Origin of the sequence: Candidatus Poriferisodalis sp., from assembly GCF_965208555.1 — a bacterium.
In the GTDB taxonomy this organism is placed as follows: domain Bacteria; phylum Actinomycetota; class Acidimicrobiia; order Acidimicrobiales; family Poriferisodalaceae; genus Poriferisodalis.
On the sequence record NZ_OZ242342.1, the window covers coordinates 1,140,664 to 1,158,564 of the forward strand.

The following is a 17,901-nucleotide window of genomic DNA, read 5'->3' on the forward strand; positions in this document are numbered from 1 at the left end:
CCGCCCCGAGGTTGCCTCGCGGGCGCGAACGGAGAGGGAGATCATGCGTTCGAGGACTCTGACACGACTTGCCATTGCCCTAGCCGGCGTGGCGCTGCTGGGAGCAGCCTGCGGCGGCGACAGCGACGACCCCGAGGACATCACGGCGGCATTCGTGCTGGTCGGACCGGTCGGCGACGCCGGCTGGAACTGGGCGCACGACCAAGGCCGCCAGTACGCGGAAGACCAGACCGGGGCCACAACGCTGTTCGTGGAGAGCGTCCCGGAGAATGCCGAGGACTTCAAGGCGGTTGCCGTCGACTTCATCGAGAACGAGGATGCGGACATCATCTTCGGCACCTCGTTCGGCTACATGGACCCGATGCTCGAGCTCGCCGACGAATACCCCGACGTGGTGTTCGAGCACGCCTCGGGCTTCAAGATGAACGACACCAACTTCGGCAACTTCTTCGGCCGCATGTACCAGCCGCGCTACCTGTCGGGCATGGCGGCCGGTGCGATGACCGAGAGCGGCCAGCTGGGCTACGTCGCAGCGTTCCCGATCCCCGAGGTGATCCGCGGCATCAACGCCTTCACCCTCGGTGTCCGCGAGACCAACCCATCGGCTGAGGTGCACGTCATCTGGACCTTCACCTGGTTCGACCCGGCTGTCGAGGGCGACTCGGCCAAGGCGCTGCTGGAAGCCGGCGCAGACGTGATCGCCATGCACCAGGACTCGACGGCCGCAGGCGTGGCCGCGCAGGATGCCGGCGCCCGCTGGGTTGCCTACAACTCCGACATGCGCGACTTCGCACCCGACGCGTTCATCACCGCGCCGGTGTGGAACTGGGGCCCGCGCTACGCAGCGATCATCGAGGCAGTCGCCGGCGACACCTACTCACCGGGCGCCTACTGGGGCGGCATGGACGACGGCATCGTCGACCTGGCACCGCTGGCTGACGACGTGCCCTCAGACGTGGCCAGCCAGATCAGCGACGTGGCCGAGCAGATCCGTGAAGGCGATTGGGACGTGTTCACCGGTGAGATCCGCGACCAGGACGGCAACGTGATGGTTGCCGCCGGCGAGACCATGGACGACGGCTCGATGCTGGGCATGGACTGGTTCGTCGAAGGCGTCGTGGGTGACGCCAGCCCCTGATCCGACTGATCGAACACCGCTGAAACCGATGCCGGAGCCGGGGGACCCTGCTGTATCCCCCGGCTCCGGTGACGGTTCCGTAGTCGTCGACCTGCGCGGCATCCGCAAGGAGTTCCCAGGAGCAGTCGCCTGCGACGGCGCGAACCTCACCGTCCGGGCGGGCACCATCCATGCGCTGCTCGGCGAGAACGGCGCCGGCAAGACCTCGCTGGTCAATGTGCTCGGCGGCGTCTACCTGCCTGACGCCGGCGAGATCTGGGTGCACGGCGAGCAGCGCCAGTTCCATTCCCCTGCCGACGCCATCGCCGCGGGCATCGGCATGGTCCACCAAGAGTTCCGCCTGGTGCCTTCGCTCACCGTGTTCGAGAATGTGGTGCTGGGCTCGGCACCTCGCTACCTGGACATGGGCCAGATCGTCGAGCGCGTCGCACATCTGGCGGCCACCTATTCGCTGCAGACCGACCCGTCCCGACCGGTGTGGCAGCTTTCGGTGGGCGAGCGCCAGCGTGTGGAGATTCTGAAGGCGCTGTGGCGCGACGCCGACGTAATGGTGCTGGACGAGCCGACCGCTGTGCTGACGCCGGCCGAGGCGGCCGACCTGGGGCTCACTTTGCGCTCCATGGCTGATCGGGGCCGCTCGGTCATCTACATCAGCCACAAGCTCGACGAGGTGCTCGCGGTGTGCGATGAGGCCACCGTGCTGCGCAACGGGGTGACGGTGGCGCAGCCGCGCAGTCTCGCGGGCGTCGATCGGTCGGATCTGGCCGAGATGATGGTGGGCGAAGCCGCAGCACAGATCCAGCGGCCCACCGATCAGCCCAGCGGCGACGTCGTGCTCGATCTGGAGGGCGTCTCGGCGATGAGCGACCGGGGGCTGCCGGCGCTGCATTCGGTCGACATCGACATACGGGCAGGCGAGATCGTGGGTGTCGCAGGCGTCTCGGGAAACGGGCAGCGGGAGCTGGCCGAGGCCATCGCCGGTCTGCGCCCCACCACGGCGGGAGCGATGCGGCTGGCGGGCACGGATGTCACCGGCACGTCCCCCCGGGCTCGATCCCGTGCCGGGCTGGCCTACGTGCCCGAGGACCGGTTGGGTGTGGGCCTGGCGCCCACCATGTCGGTGGTCGACAACGCGGTGGTGCGGTCATACCGGTCGATGCGTCGCAGGATGATGCTGGATCTGCGTCGTTGCGAGGACTTCTGCCGCCGCCTCATCGAGCGTTTCGGCGTGCAGGTGGGACGGGTGCACGACTCAGTGGGCGTGCTCTCGGGCGGCAACCTCCAGCGACTGCTGCTCGGGCGTGAGCTGACCGGCGAGCCCAAGGTGCTGCTGGCGGCCCAGCCGACGCGCGGGCTCGACGTAGTGGGCATCGCAGCCATCCAGGAGCAGATCGTCGCCCAGCGGGCCGCCGGCGTCGGGGTGTTGCTGATCTCCGAGGATCTCGACGAGCTGCTCGCGCTGTCCGATCGCCTGGTTGTCATGTATGAGGGGCGCATCGCCGCCCGCCTCGATCCGAGAACCACGACACGAGCCGAGGTGGGCGCCGCGATGGCCGGAGGGGCCAGGGGCGGCGGGGCATGACCGACCCCGCTCCCGAGCCGACGCACGCTCCGCTGCACACCGTGTCGCGCGGCCGGGCTCGCTGGCATCGCGGCCTGATCCGGCCAGTCCTGCAGCGACGTTCTGACGTGGTGCCGGCGGCCCAGGCCGTTGCCTTCGTCATCGGCATCGCCGTGGCCCTGGTCGCAGGAGCCCTGCTGCTGCTGGCGGCCGGCAACGACCCGGCCCAGGTGTACGGCCGCATGATCGACTCGTCGCTGGGCGGTATCAATTCGATCTCGCGAACGCTGCTGCGGGCGACGCCGCTTGCCCTCGCCGGTCTGGCGGTGGCTGTCGCCGGCTCGATGGGCCTGTGGAACATCGGCGCCGAGGGTCAGATGATGGCCGGTGCCACGGTTGCGGCCGGCTTGGCCATGGCGGCGGGAGACCTGCCGGGTCCCCTGCTGATCGTGCTGATGATCGGCGCCGGCGCAGTGGGCGGCGTGGTGCTCATGGCGGGCCCGGCGCTGGCCCGCGCCTATCTGGGCGTCAGCGAGATCATCACCACCCTGATGCTCGTTGAAGTGTCGATCCGGGTGGTCGAGTGGCTCGAGACCGGACCATGGAAGGACCCTGAATCGCAGGGCTTCGCGCTGATCGAGCCGCTGCCCGACCAAGCCTCGCTGCCCGGTCTGTTCGGCCGCGCTCACATCGGCGTGGTGATCGCAGTTGCGTTGCTGGTGGCGTTCTGGCTGGCGGTGTCGAGAACGGCGTGGGGCTACGAGCTGCGGATGGCCGGTTCGTCCCCGGCGACAGCCAGGTATGCGGGCATCTCGCTGCAGCGCAAGGTGCTTGCCGCACTCGTGCTGTCGGGCGCCTTGGCAGGGCTGGCGGGCGCTGTCGAGCTCACCGGGACCGCGACGCGGCTCGATCCTGGCCTGTCCAACGGGTATGGCTTCGCCGGGATCATCGTGGCGGCACTCGCGTTGATGCGGCCGTCGGGCGTGGCGGCGGTGGCATTCGTGTTCGGCGCGGTGCAGGTGGGCGGTCAATCCATCCAGACGCTCGGCGTCACGAGTTCGATCGCCACGATCCTGCAGGCCATGATTCTCATCGGCGCGCTGGTTGCCGCCGTGCTGCTCAACTACCGCGTCCGCTGGGTGCGACCCGTCGGCCACGACGCAGAGACAGCTCCCCCGCCGGTTGCGCCGGCGACGGGCGGAGCGTCCGCTTCGGACGGCTCTTCGAACACAGGGGCAACTGGTGTCTGAGGCCGCCGTCGTCGGGCTGCTGGTGGCGACCGTGCAGTTCGCCACGCTGGTGTACCTGGCCGGGCTGGGCGAGCTGATCGCCGAGCGATCCGGCGTGCTGAACCTCGGTGTCGAGGGAATGATGGCCATGGGGGCCGTGAGCGGGTTCATGATGGCGCTGGCCACCGGCCGGCCGTGGATCGGCTTCGCGTTCGCTGCCCTCGTCGGCATGGCGGTCGCGGGCATCCACGCACTGGTGAGCGTGGTGATGGGCGCCGGTCAGGTGGTGTCGGGTCTGGCAATCACGATCGGCGGGCTCGGCTTCGCCGCCTTCATCGGCCAGGACGCGGTCCGCGAGCGGGCCGATGCGGTGTTCACCGATCTCGGCATCGCAGGGCTCGCCGACATTCGCTGGGTGGGCCCGATCCTGTTCAACCAGCCGCCGGTCGTCTATCTCGCAGGCATCCTGGGCGTCGCGGCCTGGTTCGTCCTGACTCGCACCCGGTTGGGCCTGGCGTTGCGGGCGGTCGGCGAGTCAGCTTCCACCACGGACTCGGTGGGCCATTCGGTGACCCTCCTGCGCTCGGGAGCGGTGCTGATCGGAGGTGCCTTCGCCGGCGCCGCCGGTGCGTTCCTGTCGCTCTACATGGCCGCCGGCTGGACCGAGGGCCTCATCGCCGGCCGCGGCTGGATTGCGGTGGCACTGGTCATCTTCGGGGCGTGGCGGCCCGGGCGCCTGGCCGCCGGGTCGCTGCTGTTCGGCTTCACGCTGGCCTTGCAGCCCCGGGTTCAAACCTTCGACCTGAACATCTTCGGCTTGGAGGTCAACACGATCTCGCCGGCATTGCTCGGCATCCTGCCGTTCCTGCTGACCGTCGTGGTGCTGATCGCGATCAGCTTCCGGGCCCGGCACCGGCCGAGCCCCGCGCCCGCAGCGCTGACCCTGCCCTACCGCCGCGAGGAGCGCTGATGGTGACAGACGGCAACACCCATGAAGCCCTGCCCGACGGCACCAAACTGCAGATCCGGCTGCCACCGGAGCTCGAGGCCGGCGTGTGGTCCAACTTTGCCGTGGTGCGCCATTCGCCCTATGAGTTCACGCTCGACTTCATCCGGCTGGACTTCAGCGGCAAGCAGTCACCCCGGCGGGGCGTCGTCGTGCAGCGGGTCAACATGTCGCCGCAGTTCGTGGAGCAGCTGATCAGCGCACTGACCGACAACATGTCCAAGTTCGCCTCGAACCTTGCGCCGTCCAGCCTCGAATCGTTGCGTGAGCCGCCGGACGATTCAGACGACTGATCTCGCTCAGCGCTGCGACGAGCGCTGGCGACCCCTGGACCCGGAGCGGTTCTTGCTGCCTCGACGGCGTCCGGATTGACGCTTGGCCGCCGAGTGTTCGAGCGTGCGACGTCGCGTCCGTGATCGCGAGGGCTGCCGGATCTCGGCCACGTCGACGTCGGTGACGGGCTGCTCGAGGCCCATCTTGCGTTGCATGGACTTCAGCTCTTTGACCTGCTCGGGCTGAATGAGCGAGACCACTACGCCGCCCAGGCCGGCCCGGGCGGTACGGCCAGACCGGTGAAGGTAGGTCTTGTGGTCGGCCGCGAGGTCATAGTGGACGACGGCGCCGACACCTTCGACATGGATGCCTCGCGCAGCTACGTCAGTCGCTACCAGCGCCTGCACCTTGCCAGCGGTGAACTCGGCCAGTGCCCGGGTGCGCTGTGGTTGGCTGCGTCCGCCGTGAAGCGCCGCCGCTGCGACGCCGCGGCGGTTCAGCTGCTTGGCCACGCGGTCACAGCCGTGCCGGGTTCGACAGAACACGACCGTCGATCCTGCGGCGTCGATCGCCTCGGCGCAGATGTCGGTGCGATCGGTTCTGGCCACGCTCCAGAACAGGTGATCGGCAGCGCTGACATCGGGGGTTGTGTCGCCGACCTCGTGACGCACCGGATTGTGCTGATAATCGCGTGTCAGCGTTGCCACATCCCCATCGAGGGTGGCAGAGAACAGCATGGTCTGACGCTTGGCTGCGGTCTGGTCCAGCAGGCGCCGCACGGCCGGGATGAACCCCATGTCGGCCATGCGATCGGCTTCGTCGATGACGACCTTGTCGACAGCAGACAGGTTGGCCTCGCCTTGGGAGATCAAGTCCTCAAGGCGACCCGGGCATGCCACGAGTATGTCGACTCCGCGGCGCAGCGAACCAATCTGGGAGCCGTAGCCCACGCCGCCGTAGGCGACGCCGACGCGACGCTTGCCCGCGAAGGTGCGCAGCTCGGTCTTGATCTGATCGGCGAGTTCGCGAGTCGGCGCGAGCACGAGTGCTCGGGGCTTGCGCGGCTGAGCGCTGCCGACGCCAGCCACGAGCGGAATCCCGAACGCGAGCGTCTTGCCCGAGCCGGTGGGCGCGCGGCCGCAGACGTCGCGTCCGGCCAGTGCATCGGCGACAGTGGCCGCTTGGATGGCGAACGGTTGGCTGATGCCGCGCTGAGCGAGCGCGCTGACGATGAAGTCGGGCGCGCCCAGTTGGGCAAAGGTGGGGGGCATGTGTTTCCTCGCCGACATCGAGTCGGCAGTTGACGGGGATCGCCGCCGGCCCAAGCGGGTGTTGACGCAGCCGCCAGCGCTGCCGGCGGTGCTCAGCGGCGTTTCGGTTCAGACGGGCTTGACGTTCTGGGCTTCGTCGCCCTTGCGGCCGGGTCCGATGTCGAACTCGACTTCCTGCCCTGCTTCCAGCGTGCGGTAGTTCTCACCGACGATGTTGGAGAAGTGGACGAAGACGTCATCGGCGCCTTCACGGGAGATAAAGCCGAAGCCCTTCTCGTTGTTGAAGAACTTGACTGTTCCGCGCATGTTGTGCCTCTCGAAGCTCAGCCTGGCCGGCCAAGGGCCGCAAGGGTACGGCGCGAAGGCCGCGATCAGGCCCGCTATCGCGCGCCGGGCACGAATTCGGCCAGGAACTCGAGCGTCGCCTCGACGAAGATGTCGTTGCGGTCACCCGCCACCATGTGCGCCGCACCGCCCACGTTGGCGTAGTGCGCATGCGGCACGGTGTCGAGGAATGACTGAGCGCCTTCCTCGGACAGCACGTCGCTCATACCGCCTCGAACCAGCAGCGTGGGCAGCGTCAGCTTCTCGGCCGCCGCCTGCTGGCGCGGGATGCGCTCGGCGAAGCTGCGGGGCCGGTGCATGAACGCCGGGTCCCAGTGCCAGCGGTAGCGGCCGTCGGGCCACAACCGAACGTTCTTGGCGAGCCCGTCCAGGTTGCGCGGCCGCTTGCGGTGCGGCTGGTAGTTGGCGATGGCCTCGGCGACCTCTTCCAGCGATGCGAACCCGTCCGCGCCCTGGGCCATGAAGTCGCGGATCTTGCGCACGCCCGCCGCTTCGATCTGCGGTGCCGTGTCCACCAGCACGAGCGCGAGCGCATCCACGGCACCCTCGCCGACTGCGGTCAGCGAAGTTCCGCCGCCCATCGACGCGCCCACCAGCACGGGCCGCTCGCCGAAGTGCTCCACGATCGCCACCAGGTCAGCCACCGATGCCTCGGTCGTGTAGTCGCCGTCGGGCGCCCAGTCCGAATCGCCGTGGCCCCGCGCGTCGAGGCACACGGCCCGGTAGCCGCCGTCGGCGAGTGCCTGACCCGCTCCTTTCCAGGCATGACGGGTCTGGCCGCCGCCGTGCTGCAGCAGCACCAGCGGGCCGTGCTCGCCGTAGATGTCGGCGGCCACCTTCACTCCGCCCGACGCGTCGATCATGACGTCGGGAACAAGCGTGTCGGTGATGCGCTCGCCGTGCTCGGACGGATGGGAATAGACGTCCGCGCCGGCTGGCTCGGCAGGCACGAAATCGGGCGCGTCGGCATCGGCAGGATCGAACAGCGGCCTGCGGCGTTGGTCGCTCATGGGAAGCCTCTCGTTCGCGTCGAAGCTGGTTGATGCAGCCTGCGGGCGCCGGGCCGCTCAGCTGGTGCGGGCGCGGCCGTCAGCCTTGGCTGCTGCCTGGTCACGGCGGCGTGCCTCACCGGCCGCCGCCAGTGCGGCCCGGTTCGAGTCGTCAACGCGCATGAAGTGTTCACGCCATCCGTTGTTGTCGTCCGCATCCCACACGAACGGCGTCTGCACCGTGGTGCGAGGCATCCAGGCGTGGGTGAGCAGGTCCAGCCCCGTGCCCACGATGGCGCGCTGCATGGCGGCGTCGCCGGGCTTGCCGGTCGGGTTCCCCAGCGGGAAATCGGTGAACACGAAGCGGGCGACGCCGCATTCCTCCACGATGTCGCGGGCGCTGCCGGCCACCACGGTCGGGATGCCGGCTTCCTCCAGGTGTCGAGCGATCAGACCGATCGTCTGGTGGCAGACCGGTCAGAGCGGCACCAGGAAGGCGACGTCCACACCGTCTTCGCTCATCCACTCTTCGATGCGGGGCGAGTCGTTGCGCTGCGTGCGGCGGTGGCTGTAGTCGGTGGGGATGCCGTAGAAGCGCTCCGACAGCGCGCCGATGCGACCCTCGGCCTCGAACTCGCGAAGCCGGTTGATGGGCAGGTAGGTGTCGAGATCCTCGGTGTGGGTGTTGTCCTTGTCCCAGAAGAGATCGCTGTTGTAGAGGCCGTCGAGGGCGTCGTCGCAGCGGGCTGCGTAGGGCTGCTTTGGCCGAGATACGGGCACGCCTGCAGGTTCGCGGCCCTTCTCGAAGAACGAGGTGGTGACCAGCCCGACAGTGCACTCCGACAGCGGCTTGGGCAGCGGCGTGAAGGCAACCTCGTGGCTGTACGCCCACTGGTACGGCTGCGGGTAGCCGTGCGCGGCGTAGTACTCACGCGACTTGTCGATGTAGCTCAAGTAGGAACGGTGGGCGCGTCGGCCATCCGGCTTCCGCCCGTTCGTCGCCCGCTGGGTCCGCTCTGTCAACGCCATCGTGTCTCCCCTGCCTGCTTGCGCACCAAGACTGTACGCGCCCGATCCGGCCCGCTGTGGAGGCGACAGGACCCTCAGCGACCAGCGATCCAGCAGGTCGCAACGTCGCCGAGTCTCCTGTCGCCTCCACAGCTATGGCATCTGTGCCTACTGGCTCGAATCCTTAGCCTGAGCGCCATGACCGAGGCCGACGCCACCTCCGCGAACGAGGAAGTCGCGTGGGGTGCAGGCGGGCTGACGCTGGGCGGCAGCCTGGCCGATGCCGTCCCCCAGCCGCCGACGCTGTATGCGGCCGTCGGCGGGCAGCAGTTCTTCGACGAGCTGGTGGACCGGTTCTACGACGCCGTCGAGAGCGACGAGCTGTTGCGGCCGATGTATCCGGCAGATCTCGTGCCGTCCCGGCACCGGCTGGCTGGCTTCCTGGCCCAGTACTGGGGCGGACCCGCCGACTACAGCGCCGAGCGCGGCCACCCCCGCCTGCGCATGCGGCATATGCCGTTCGCCATCGGCGTCGCCGAACGCAATGCTTGGATGCGCCACATGCTGGCGTCGCTCGAAGCGGCACGCCTGCCAGACGGGTCGCCGCTCGGCCCCGACATCGCGCAAGCCATGTTCGCCCACTTCGACAACGCCGCCACCCACCTCATCAACCAGCCCGGCTGACCGGCCGAAAGCGCTAGAACAGCGGCCGATGGCTGAGACGACCCGGCGCCGAGCGCGTCAGATGTGGGAATGCGTGGAGCGGTATCACCAGCTCTGCTACTGGGCGCCCGAAGTGCGCGATTCGGGCGCGGCGGCGGGGCTGCGGGGCTTCTGGATGAACTACTTCGCCACGCGCGTGGCGCCGCTGGGACCGGTGCCAGCCAGCGTCGTGGAGTCGCTGTTCTTCTACTACGCCCCTGCCCGCGTGCGGCGCGCCATCCCGGACGCGTGGACGTTCTCGACGCCTGAACGGGTGCTCGCAGCTCGCTACGACGCCATGGACCAGGCACTGCAACGAGAGCTGGGCGAACTGGCGAGCAGCGAGGCTGTCGGCCGGTGCGCCGAGATCGTGCGGGCTGCCTGCGATGCCGCTGATCCTGTCGGGCGGGTGCTCTTCGCCGGCTGGTCGTCGCTGGACTGGCCCGACGAGCCGCACCTGGCGCTGTGGCATGGCTGCACACTGCTGCGCGAATACCGCAGCGGCTGCCACCTGATCGCCCTGGCGGAGGCCGGCCTCGACGGCTGCGAGGCGGTGGTGTCCCAGGTCGCGGTAGACGAAGCGCCCCACGAGTGGATTCAGGAAGAGGCCGGCTGGACCGAGGCAGAGGCCGCGGCGGCATACGAGCGCCTGCGCAGCCGCGGCTGGGTGGATGCCGATGGACTGGCCACCGCGGCAGGCGTCGCCGGCCGCGCCGATGTCGAGGCCACGACCGACCGGCTGGACAGCTTCCACTGGTCCGCCGTCGGCGACAACGCCGCCGACGCCCTCCTCGCCGACATGGCACCGATCAACGCGGTGCTGCCGAAGGACGACCAGCTCGATTGGCGCGACCTCTACCCGCCCAACGAGCCGACCTGACCCTGGGCGCTGTCGAGTCGCCGATCAGGCCTCAGCAGCGGCCTTCATCGCCGCCAGCGTGGCCTGCAGGCTCGTGCGGGCGTTGTGCGCCCGGTAGTCGACCTCTTTCTGGCCGTGCTCCAGCATCCGCGGCGACAGCTGGCGCAGCGTCCACGACTCGGTCAGCGTCGTCCCGTCGCCCTTGGGCGCGAGCTGGTAGCGCCACAGCACGATGTTGTATTCGAGGCCGCCGGTCACGAAGGCGAAGTCCTCGTGCTCGACACGGCGGATGATCTCGACCGGCGCCTTCCACTCCTGGCCGTCACGCTTGTTGACGCCCACGAACATGTCGCCGACCTGGCCCGTGCCGGGCTCGCCGTCGGGGCCCTTGCGCCAGTAGCCGCCGGTGTTCTCGCTGCTCCACTCGCCGTAGCGCTCCAGCGAGGTCACCATGTCCCACACCGCCGAGACGGGGGCGTCAATGTCGATGGACTCGCTGTAGGACATCACGGGGTTGTCGACGTGGCCAGGCAGTTGCTCGCTCATGAGAAGCAGCCTTGCAGAAGGAGGCCGCGGATGCCCCGATGAGACGCCTGGTCAGCCAGGAATGCCGACCATCTGCGTGGTGGCGTGCATGTTCACGAGGCGGCTGAAGTCGACGTACTCGCTGAAGCCGTCTTCGGTGATGGTGGCGCGGTAGTCGTCCCAGCCCTGCGGATCGCGGAAGTACAGCTCGGCCATGCCCAGATAGTTCTCGTTGGCGGGATCCTGGCTGTGATTCACCACATAGCGCAGGCCGCCAATCTCGCCCATGACCCCCCGCACGTTGGGCGCGTGCGCCTCCAGCCAGTGCCGGAAGGCCGCGTCGTAGTCGATCCCGTCGCGAGCAGGCACCAGGAACGACACTTTGAAGAAGCCCGATCGAGTCACCGGGAACGGCTCATTCAGCGTGTTCGGCACCAGCGGCAGCTCGCCGTCGATCACCACGTACTCGGTGGTCGCCCACCCCACGTACGGCTCCGCCTTCTGCTGAAACGTGTCTCTGGGTACGGTGCCGTGCGGCTCGGGCGGGTTCGGGATGGCCCGGTCGAACCAGAGCTGTGCCATGCCGTCCCAGGGCACGTCTTTGCCGTGACGCTGGTCGAACAGCGTCGCTATGTATTTGGTGGCATGAACCTTGCCGTCGGCGGCGGCGCGCTCCTGGCCGGCGATCACATCGGGCATGTGGTTCTTGAACCAGTTCGCCACCAGCTCGTCGCGGGTGGCCTCGGGTCGGCGCTTGATGAGGAAGATCATCTTGGCGCCGGGTGTTGCTGCGATGCTGGATGACATCAGTGCCTCCTGGGCTGCGATAGTCGGGCGTCGTCCGCCCTGCCCGCCGCGATCCTGCCACTTCGCCCCAGCCGCCGCAGGGCTGCAGCGCTGCCATCGAGCGATCTGTCAGCCCTCAGTCGGGCAGTTCCGTGGTGAGCGCTTTGGCGAGCAGTTCGTAGTCGTCGGGCCGGTTGTAGAGGTGCGCCGAAATGCGCAGCACGCGGTCGGGCGGTGCCGGCCAAGCGAACACCGGTGCTTCGATGCCGTGGCGGTCCCGCAACGCCGCCATCAGCGGGTCGAAGATCGCCGAGCCCGAGTTGTCGGCCGGCGGCAGCGGCACGCTGGCGATGGCGCCGATCATGTCTGCCGGCGCCGGCGGAGCGATGCCGAGCGATTCGATGAGCACCTCGCGGCCAGCCAGGCAGAGCTTGCGGATGGCATCTTTCACACCCGGCCAGCCATCGGGGTGCATCGCCTCCACCGCATCCAATGCGTCGGGCACGGTCAGCCAGGCCGTCGGATCATGGGTGCCCGTCCAGTCGAACTGGGCATGCAGATGGCCCCCGTCAGACGGCCAGCCGCCGTTGTAGCCGTGGCTGATGACTGCGTGGTGCATGCCGTCACGCCGGTCAGGTCGCACCCACAGGAATGCGGCGCCCTTCGCCGAGCACATCCACTTGTGGCAGTTGGCGGTGACATAGGAGGCACCGAGTTCCGTCACGTCGAAGTCGATCATGCCGGGAGCGTGCGCTGCGTCGACCAGCACGCGCACCTCGGGCTCGAGCTGTGCTGCGAGTTCGGCGATCGGCATCACCAGACCCGTCGCCGAGGTCACGGCATCGATCAGCAGAACGCGTGTGCGGTCGGTGACCGCGCTGAGCACCGCCTCGACCACCTGGCTGCGGTCGTCCAGCGGGAACGGCACCGCTGCCGTCGTGACCGCCGCACCCGCCCGGGAGGCCGACACCACCGCAGCGTTGGCACAGGCGTTGTATTCGTGATCGGTCACCAGAATCTCGTCGCCCTCCGACAGGCTCGGCTCCAGTGAGCGCAGCACGGCGTTGACACCGGCCGTGGCGTTGGTCACAAACACCAGCCCCGCGTCGTCGGCCCCCACGAACCGGGCTACCACCCGCCGGGCCTCGTCGAGTGAGCTCTGGTACTCGCCTTCGAGGAAGAACCGGGTCGGGTTGGCCTCGATGCGGGTGCGGATGGCCTGCTGGGCCTCAAGCACGGCCGCCGGTGTCGCGCCGAATGAGCCGTGATTGAGATGCAGCACTTCTGGGTCCAACAGCCACGCAGTCACGAACGGCACGCTACGGCGGCGGTCAGCGGCGTCAAAGTGATTTCGGGCCGGCACGCGGCGCGAACATGTTGATCGGACACGGGAGATGTCATGGACAAGCTGCTGGTAGCGAACCGGGGTGAGATCGCCATCCGGGCTTTTCGGGCGGCAACCCAGCTCGGCATCCGGACGGTCGCCATCCTTCCCGTGGAAGAGGAGCGCAGCGGCGCGCTGCACCGCATCAAGGCCGATGAGGCGTACGTCATCGGCGAAGAGGGCCGGCCCGTCCGTGCCTACCTTGATCATGAGGCCATCGTGGCCACAGCCGTCGAGGTCGGCGCCGACGCCATCTACCCCGGCTACGGATTCCTGTCCGAGAGCCCGGACCTCGCCGATGCATGCGCGGCGGCGGGCGTCACCTTCGTGGGACCCAGCGCTGAGGTGCTGCGGCTGACCGGCAACAAGATGCGGGCACGTGAGGCCGCCGAAGCCGCCGGTCTGCCCGTGCTGGCACAGTCCGCGCCGATCGACGACGACGCTGCTGACGCCGACATCACCGGCGCGGCGTCGGCGATCGGCTACCCGCTGTTCGTGAAGGCGGCATCGGGCGGCGGCGGCCGGGGCATGCGGCGCGTGGAACGCCCCGACGGCCTGGCCGAAGCGATCGAGGCTGCCCGCCGCGAGGCCCACAGCGCCTTCGGCGACGGCACGGTGTTCCTGGAAGAGGCCATGACCGATGTGCGCCATATCGAGGCGCAGGTGCTGGCCGATGCCGGCGGCAACGTGGTGCACCTGTACGAGCGGGACTGCTCGGTGCAGCGGCGCTTCCAGAAGGTGGTCGAGATGGCCCCCGCACGCATGCTTGACCCCTCAGTGCGCCAGAGACTGCTGGCCGACGCCGTGCAATTCGCCGAGGCCATCGGCTACGTCAACGCGGGCACCGTGGAATTCCTGGTCGAGGCGGGCGGGCGTCACGTCTTCATCGAGATGAACCCGCGCATCCAGGTGGAGCACACGGTGACCGAGGAAGTCACCGATGTGGACCTGGTGGAGTCGCAGCTGCGCATCGCCGCCGGCGCGACGCTCGACGATCTCATGCTCAGCCAGGATCGCATCAGCCTGCGCGGTGTCGCCATGCAGTGCCGGGTGACTGCGGAGAACCCGGCCAACGACTTCCGACCCGACACCGGTCGCATCGTGGCCTACCGGCCGGCCAGCGGGGCGGGGGTGCGGTTGGACGGCTGCGTGTACCAGGGCGTCGAGATCACGCCGCACTTCGACTCGATGATCGAGAAGATCACGTGCCGGGGGCCCGACTTCGACACGGTGGTGCGTCGCATGCAGCGCACGCTGGCCGAGTACCGGGTGCGGGGGGTGTCGACCAACCAGCCGTATTTGCAGGCGATCCTGGCCGACACGCAATTCCGGGCCGGGCCGGTGACCACCACATTCATCGACGACCGGCCGGAGCTGACGGCCGCTTCGGTGGGTGCCGATCGCGCCACCCGGCTGCTGCGCTACCTGGCCGACGTGACCGTCCACCAGCCCTACGGTGCCGCGCCCACGCGCACCGATCCGGCCTCCAAGCTGCGGGCCACTGCCGGCACGCCGCCTGCGGGATCGAAGCAGCGTCTCGACCAGCTCGGCCCGTCGGGTTTCGCGGCCGATCTGCGTGCCTCGACTGGCGTGGCGGTCACCGACACCACGCTGCGCGACGCCCACCAATCCATCTTGGCCACCCGGCTGCGCACCATCGATCTGGTGGCCGGCGCCCGCCAGATGGCCCACTTCATGCCGCAGTTGCTCAGCATGGAGTGCTGGGGCGGCGCCACGTTCGACGTGGCGCTGCGGTTCCTGCACGAGGATCCCTGGCAGCGGCTGCGGCGGATCCGGCGCGCGGCGCCCAACATCTGCACGCAGATGCTGCTGCGGGGTCGCAACACGGTCGGCTACTCGCCCTACCCCGACACGGTTGCGCACGAGTTCGTGGCCGAGGCCGCCGAGTGCGGCATGGACGTCTTCCGTGTGTTCGATGCGTTCAACTCCATCGATCAGATGCAGCCCGCCATCGATGCCGTCATCGAAGCAGGGGCGGTCGCCGAAGGCACCATCTGCTACTCGGGCAACCTGAGCAGCCCAGACGAGCGTCTCTACACGCTCGACTACTACCTGGGCGTCGCCGAACAGCTCGACCGGGCGGGTGCCCACATCCTGTGCATCAAGGACATGGCGGGCCTGCTGCGCCCGCCGGCCGCTGCGACGCTGGTCAGCGCCCTGCGCGACCGTTTTCCCCAGCCGGTGCACCTGCACACCCACGACACGGGCGGCGGGCAGCTCGCTGCCTATCTGGCTGCCATCGATGCCGGTGTGGATGCCGTCGACGGCGCCGCCCCGCCGCTGTCGGGCATGACCTCACAGCCGTCGATCGCCTCGATCGTGGCGATGACCGACGACACCGAACGGGCGACGGGCCTCAGCCTCGACGCCATCGGCGACATGGAGCCCTACTGGGAAGCGGTGCGCGGCGTGTACGCACCATTCGAGGCCGGCTTGCCGTCGCCGACCGGCACCGTCTACCGCCACGAGATTCCCGGCGGGCAGCTCTCCAACCTGCGCACCCAGGCCACTGCGCTCGGCCTCGGGCACCGGTTCGAGGAAGTCGAGCAGCTCTATGCCGCGTGCAACGAGCTGCTGGGCCGGCCCATCAAGGTGACACCGTCGTCCAAGGTGGTCGGCGACCTGGCACTGCACCTGGTCGCCTCGGGCGTCACGCCCGATGAGCTGGCTGCCGATCCCGCATCGGCCGACCTGCCCGACAGCGTCATCGGTTTCCTGCACGGCGAGCTCGGCACCCCGCCGGGCGGCTTCCCGGAGCCGTTCCGGGCCCAAGCGACCGAGGGTCGCGAGTGGGTGCCCAAAACCAAGGAGCTCAGCGACGATGACACGGCGGGCTTGGCGAGCGATCGCGCCGCCACGCTGAACCGCTTGCTGTTCCCCACCCAGTCAGCCGCCCAGGACGAGAACACCCATCGCTACGGCGACCTGTCGGTGCTGCCCTCGCTGCTGTTCTGGTACGGGCTGGACCCTCACGACGACGACACCGCCGTGGTGCTCGGCCCGGGCGTGCGGCTGCTGCTTGGCCTGCGGTCCATCGGCGAGCCCAACGACGAGGGCATTCGCCTGGTGAGCTTCCGGGTCAACGGCCAGCCCCGGGACATCGACACGCTCGATCGCACGGTGGCCGCAGATCGGCCGGAGCACGCCCGGGCCGATCCCAGCATTCCCGGTCACGTCGCGGCGCCCTTCCGGGGCTCGGTCAACGTGTCGGTAGCCGAGGGCGATCAGGTGGCTGCCGGCGACACGGTCGCGGTGATCGAGGCCATGAAGATGGAGTCGTCGATCTCGGCACCCGTCACCGGCACGGTCATCTCAGTAGCCGCAGCACCCGGTGCGCTGCTGGAACCCGGCGACCTCATCGCCGAGATCCGACCGGCCGGCCGCTCAGGCAGTCCCGAGAGCGAGCACGACGGCTGAACGGGCACCGTGCCGTTTTCCGCGCACCTCTGTTCGGAAGGTTCGCCGGGACGCGATAGAACTACGACATGGCGCACTCGACGGTTCACGAGTGGGAAACAGCCGAGTTCTGGGCTCCCCAGCGCAGCACGGTCGAGGCGTCGCTCGCCATGCAGCCTGCGGTCTATGCCGACGAGGACTTCTTCGCCGTCGAACAGGAGCGTCTCTTCGGCCGGGCGTGGGTGGCAGTAGCGCTCGCCGCCGAGGTGGCGCAGCCGGGTCGGCTGCTGGTGCGCTCGGTGGGCGGACGCTCGGTGCTGTTGACCCGCTCCGATGCCGGGCTGAAGGGATTCCTGAACTCCTGCCGTCACCGCGGCACCGAGCTGGCCGAGCACGACTGCGACATCGCGAACACCATTCGCTGCCCGTACCACCGGTGGCACTACAGCGCCGACGGTCAGCTCGTGGCGGTGCCGTTCTTCGACGAAGTGCCGAGAGACGATTTCGACATGGCCGACTACGGGCTGATCCCGGTGCGCACCGAGGTCTGGGGGCCGCTGGTGTTCGTCTGCCTCAGCGACGACACGCCGCCGCTCGACGTCTGGCTGGGCGACCTGCCCGACCGGCTGGCGGACTATGAGTTCTCGCACTGGCGCTCGGCCTCGCTCGACGGGGCAGCGCGCATGTTCGACGTGGCCGCCAACTGGAAGCTCATTGTCGAGAACTTCGCGGAGTACTACCACCTGCCTTGGGTGCATCCCGAGCTGGCCAAGGTGTCCCGGGTGCCCGACCATTACCGCTACCAGGGTCCCGGGATGTACTGCGGCCAGACCACCACTCCGGTCTCCGGCGACGAGCGCGACGATTGGCTGACGCTGCCGGCTGCTGCCGGGCTGGACGACTCAGATGCCGCCAGCGGCAGGTTCGTGGCCCTGTTCCCCAACGTGACCCTCGCCGTGCTGCCGAGCCACATGTTCCTGATGGTGCTGGAGCCGATGAGCGCCGGCCGTACCTTGGAACACTGCACGTTCCTGTTCCCGCCGGGCCCCATCACCGCCGACGAGCCGTCGGCTGAGCTGGTCGAGTCGTTCGAGGTCACGCGCCGCTTCTGGATCGAAGTGAACGACGAGGACATCGACATCTGCGAGCGGGCCCAGCGCGGCATTGCGCGAGGCGGCGCCCCTCCGGGGCCGCTGGCCCCGCGCTTCGAAGAGCCGCTCAATCGTTTCCACAAGATGACCGCCGACCTGATGACGCTGCCCTCGATTGCCGACCTGGCGGTGCCGGCGGGCGACCGTCCCGGAGACGTCGACCTGTACGGCAGCCAACCCAATCCCCTGCCGCCGGCAGTCGAGCTCGACGCGGCGACGTAACCGGCTGAGCGCCGTGGCCTGCCAGACTGCACAGC

General features: G+C 68.8%; 17 protein-coding genes. 9 read left to right on the forward strand and 8 right to left on the reverse strand.

The features are described 5' to 3' along the window. Positions 1–43 precede the first annotated feature (43 nt). Genes ACOGXE_RS05295 through ACOGXE_RS05315 form a run of 5 tightly spaced genes read left to right on the forward strand, consistent with a single transcriptional unit; the run spans position 44 to position 5,227 of the window. A complete protein-coding gene (locus ACOGXE_RS05295; protein WP_419932906.1) occupies positions 44–1,138 on the forward strand; it encodes a BMP family ABC transporter substrate-binding protein in 1,095 nt (364 codons plus the stop codon). 28 nt (positions 1,139–1,166) lie between these two features. Beyond that, positions 1,167–2,720 carry an ABC transporter ATP-binding protein gene (locus ACOGXE_RS05300; protein ID WP_419932907.1) on the forward strand — a complete coding sequence of 518 codons (1,554 nt, stop codon included), beginning with the start codon at positions 1,167–1,169 and terminating at the stop codon, positions 2,718–2,720. Next, positions 2,717–3,949: an ABC transporter permease gene (locus tag ACOGXE_RS05305; RefSeq protein WP_419932908.1), complete on the forward strand. Its 1,233-nt coding sequence runs from the start codon at positions 2,717–2,719 to the stop codon at positions 3,947–3,949. Before ACOGXE_RS05300 ends, ACOGXE_RS05305 begins: the two co-directional genes overlap by 4 nt. Then, positions 3,942–4,898, forward strand: coding sequence for an ABC transporter permease (locus ACOGXE_RS05310; protein WP_419932909.1), 957 nt, complete (start codon positions 3,942–3,944; stop codon positions 4,896–4,898). Before ACOGXE_RS05305 ends, ACOGXE_RS05310 begins: the two co-directional genes overlap by 8 nt. Then, on the forward strand, positions 4,898–5,227 hold the full coding sequence (locus ACOGXE_RS05315) for a DUF3467 domain-containing protein (protein WP_419932910.1): 330 nt from the start codon (positions 4,898–4,900) through the stop codon (positions 5,225–5,227). Before ACOGXE_RS05310 ends, ACOGXE_RS05315 begins: the two co-directional genes overlap by 1 nt. 6 nt (positions 5,228–5,233) lie before the next feature. Here ACOGXE_RS05315 and ACOGXE_RS05320 read toward each other — a convergent pair whose 3' ends face one another. The 5 genes from ACOGXE_RS05320 to ACOGXE_RS05340 form a co-directional block, all read right to left on the reverse strand. Then, complete coding sequence (locus ACOGXE_RS05320) at positions 5,234–6,478, reverse strand: DEAD/DEAH box helicase (RefSeq protein WP_419932911.1); 1,245 nt, start codon at positions 6,476–6,478, stop codon at positions 5,234–5,236. Between the two features lie 108 nt (positions 6,479–6,586). Next, positions 6,587–6,784, reverse strand: coding sequence for a cold-shock protein (locus tag ACOGXE_RS05325; RefSeq protein ID WP_323671260.1), 198 nt, complete (start codon positions 6,782–6,784; stop codon positions 6,587–6,589). Positions 6,785–6,858: 74 nt separating this feature from the next. Next, a complete protein-coding gene (locus tag ACOGXE_RS05330) occupies positions 6,859–7,833 on the reverse strand; it encodes an alpha/beta fold hydrolase (RefSeq protein WP_419932912.1) in 975 nt (324 codons plus the stop codon). Positions 7,834–7,890: 57 nt separating this feature from the next. After that, on the reverse strand, positions 7,891–8,226 hold the full coding sequence (locus tag ACOGXE_RS05335; protein ID WP_323671258.1) for a hypothetical protein: 336 nt from the start codon (positions 8,224–8,226) through the stop codon (positions 7,891–7,893). 63 nt (positions 8,227–8,289) lie between these two features. Further along, positions 8,290–8,766 (reverse strand): hypothetical protein, encoded by a 477-nt coding sequence (locus ACOGXE_RS05340; RefSeq protein ID WP_419932913.1) that lies wholly within the window; start codon positions 8,764–8,766, stop codon positions 8,290–8,292. Positions 8,767–9,018: 252 nt separating this feature from the next. Between ACOGXE_RS05340 and ACOGXE_RS05345 the strand changes: the two genes are divergently transcribed. Continuing rightward, positions 9,019–9,504: a globin gene (locus ACOGXE_RS05345; RefSeq protein WP_419932914.1), complete on the forward strand. Its 486-nt coding sequence runs from the start codon at positions 9,019–9,021 to the stop codon at positions 9,502–9,504. Between the two features lie 28 nt (positions 9,505–9,532). Next, complete coding sequence (locus ACOGXE_RS05350) at positions 9,533–10,402, forward strand: SCO6745 family protein (RefSeq protein ID WP_419932915.1); 870 nt, start codon at positions 9,533–9,535, stop codon at positions 10,400–10,402. Positions 10,403–10,426: 24 nt separating this feature from the next. On the opposite strand, the gene ACOGXE_RS05355 is transcribed toward ACOGXE_RS05350, so the two are convergent. The 3 genes from ACOGXE_RS05355 to ACOGXE_RS05365 form a co-directional block, all read right to left on the reverse strand. Beyond that, positions 10,427–10,927, reverse strand: coding sequence for an SRPBCC family protein (locus tag ACOGXE_RS05355; protein WP_419932916.1), 501 nt, complete (start codon positions 10,925–10,927; stop codon positions 10,427–10,429). A gap of 51 nt (positions 10,928–10,978) precedes the next feature. Further along, entirely contained in the window at positions 10,979–11,713 is a 735-nt protein-coding gene (locus ACOGXE_RS05360) for an EthD domain-containing protein (RefSeq protein ID WP_419932917.1), read from the reverse strand. Between the two features lie 115 nt (positions 11,714–11,828). Next, the gene (locus tag ACOGXE_RS05365) at positions 11,829–13,001 is read right to left on the reverse strand and encodes an aminotransferase class V-fold PLP-dependent enzyme (RefSeq protein ID WP_419932918.1); all 1,173 of its coding nucleotides are present in this window, start codon (positions 12,999–13,001) and stop codon (positions 11,829–11,831) included. 90 nt (positions 13,002–13,091) lie between these two features. On the opposite strand from ACOGXE_RS05365, the gene ACOGXE_RS05370 reads away from it, so the two are divergent. Both ACOGXE_RS05370 and ACOGXE_RS05375 read left to right on the forward strand, forming a co-directional pair. Further along, entirely contained in the window at positions 13,092–16,514 is a 3,423-nt protein-coding gene (locus ACOGXE_RS05370; protein WP_419932919.1) for a pyruvate carboxylase, read from the forward strand. 68 nt (positions 16,515–16,582) lie between these two features. Beyond that, positions 16,583–17,866, forward strand: coding sequence for an aromatic ring-hydroxylating oxygenase subunit alpha (locus ACOGXE_RS05375; RefSeq protein ID WP_419932920.1), 1,284 nt, complete (start codon positions 16,583–16,585; stop codon positions 17,864–17,866). The last annotated feature ends 35 nt before the right edge of the window (positions 17,867–17,901 follow it).